The sequence below is a fragment of the Emticicia sp. genome (assembly GCF_049241225.1).
GTDB lineage: Bacteria > Bacteroidota > Bacteroidia > Cytophagales > Spirosomataceae > Emticicia.
This window is the reverse complement of sequence record NZ_JBMLRC010000400.1, coordinates 1-2,640: the sequence shown is the minus strand read 5'-3', so window position 1 is coordinate 2,640 and position 2,640 is coordinate 1. Positions and strand designations below refer to the sequence as shown.

Genomic DNA, 2,640 nt, shown 5'->3' with positions numbered 1-2,640 from the left:
ACGTAAGAAAATTAGCTTATTCGTATGTAGCAGAAGCTCTCAAAGCAAATTTGAAGTAATTGAAACATCGCCACTAAAAACACCGAATCCCCCACATTCTGACAAAATGCTGGGGGATTGTTTCTGTAAAAGCCCCACACGATTGAAGTGATAATTTTTGAGAATCGTATATTTAATTTGTGAGAGATAACAGTCGGATAATATCTTTGAAGTATCGTAAGGTTAATTCAGCAAAAATGAGAAAGTTATATATTTTATTGGTTCTTTTGGGAGTAATTCAATGGGTTCACGGACAACAGATTGAGTATAAATTCATTAATTACAGTAGTAAAAATGGATTAACTTCTAATTCGGTCAATGCTATCATAAAAGATAAAAATGGTTTTATGTGGTTTGCCACCGAAGATGGACTCAACCGTTTTGATGGACAAAAATTTACTGCCTATCAGCACAGAGACCGTGACAGCACGAGCATCGGTCGAGGCCCAGTTATAGCCATGACTCAAGACAAAGCCGACCGAATTTGGCTGGCTACTAACCTCACATTATCGGTTTATAATCTCAATTTAGATTCATTCATAAATTACGATTTCTCGAAATACGGCTGGATTATTAGCCTTTGTGCTGACCAGTCAGGCAAAATTTGGGTAGGTACATACGCTGGGCTTTTTGTTTTTGACCCTATCACTAAACGGGCAAAAGCATTTAAGGCCGATATCAATAATAAATTTAAGTTAACGTCAAATACTATCAAACGTGTTTTTGAGGATAGTCGAAATAATATTTGGGTAGGCACCGACAACGGACTGCATCTTTATGACAAGAAAAACGACCGATTTATTAGATTTTTAAGCGACCCAGCTCGACCAGATGCTATCTCCAATAATCAGATTACTTGCATTGCGGAAGATAAAAATGGAAAATTATGGATTGGTACTGGCAAAGGTGGCTTAAACCTGATGAATGGAATCAGAGATAGTTTTACTGTCTATAAATCTGACAAAAACGATGTAAATACGCTTTCCAATAACCATATTCATAAGATTGCCTTCGATAAAACAGGACAAATTTGGGTAGGAACTGAAAGTAATCTTGATATTCTTAACCCTTCAACTGGAAAAGTCAGCAGAGTTAAAAGTACGTTGGTGGAGCAAAATGGCTTTACACCTAACACGTACGGGCGTTCGGTTAGAGATATTTACATCGATAATGCGGGCATCTACTGGATTGCTTTCTATCAAGCTGGTATCAATAAATACGATACCAATTTAGCTTTTTTTAATCACAAACAATTTAAGCCATTCGACCCAAATGGCCTCACGGGCAGTTCTGTAATGTCGTTTGCTGAAAGTCCATCGGGTGATGTTTTTATCGGAACTGAGGGAACTGGTCTGAACATTTTTAACTCCAAAACTGGACAGATAAAACCTTTCCGATTACCCCAACAACGAGCTAATAATTCATCAATTATAGCCCTTGAATGTACAGGAAATACGCTTTGGGTGGGTACTTATCAAGCTGGTTTATACAACATTAATCTTGGCACGGGAGCTTCTCGTTATTTATACATTCCCAAAAATAACAACGACGCAAACGATGTAGCCATCAACTGTTTTAAGACCGACAAAAGCGGCAAAACTTGGATAGGAACAAATGGCAATTCTATTTATCGTTTCGACCCCGAAACGAATCAGTTAGAATCAACCGAACAGATCTTTGGTTTAAAGCCTGGCGAAAAAATTCCGCTAAATAGCTTTATTACGGTTATAGAACAAGATAAATCGGGTAATTTTTGGTTTGGTTCGAATGGCACAGGTGTGGCAATCTACAACCCAACACAAAATCGTTTTCAAGTACTTAATTCGGGCAATAGCGGCCTACCGATGGACCGAGTTCAAACCATTTATTGCGACCACACAGGCAAAGTTTGGGTTGGTACTTTGGGCGGTGGCCTGTGCCTATATAAACCTAACACAAAATCTTTCGAATGCTTCGATGAAAGTTATTCTTTATCGAATCAGGTTATTTATAAAATATTGGAAGACGAAAAAGGCAAACTTTGGGTGAGTACAAATAAGGGAATAAGCTCTTTTGATGTCAATAAAAAGGTTTTCCGAAATTTTACGCACTACAACGGAGTGCAACAAAGCACTTTTAATGTCGGTTCGGGCTTGATAACGGCCGACAAAACTTTGTTTTTTGGTGGTCTTGATGGTTTTAATTATTTCAAATCGGCCAGCATTGTCCAAAAAAACAGTATTCCTATTTTGGTGACAACCAACTTGAAAATTAATAATAAACAGGCTAATCCTGTCGAAAATACCGAAATTACTGAGCATATTTCAACTGTTAAAGAAATGGTTTTGAGTTATAAACAAAACTTTTCAATTGATTTTATTGCCCTAAATTATACTGCTCCGCACGAAAATAGATACTCATATAAACTTGATGGTTTTGATAAAGAATGGAACGAAGTTGGCACCAATACCACGGCCGTTTACACCAACTTAGACCCCAAAACCTATACTTTTCGACTAAAAGCACACAGCGAAGATGGTTCGTGGGAAACTCCCGAAAAAGTTATCGAAATAACCGTTAAACCTCCATTTTGGCGTACTTACTACGCTTACTTTTTTTACA

General features: G+C 37.5%; 1 protein-coding gene. It reads left to right on the top strand.

The genetic code is table 11. The annotated features are described in order from the left end of the window. Nucleotides 1-236: 236 nt before the first annotated feature. On the top strand, nt 237-2,640 hold a 2,404-nt coding region (locus tag ACOVO2_RS21000; protein WP_421771867.1), incomplete at its 3' end, for a ligand-binding sensor domain-containing protein.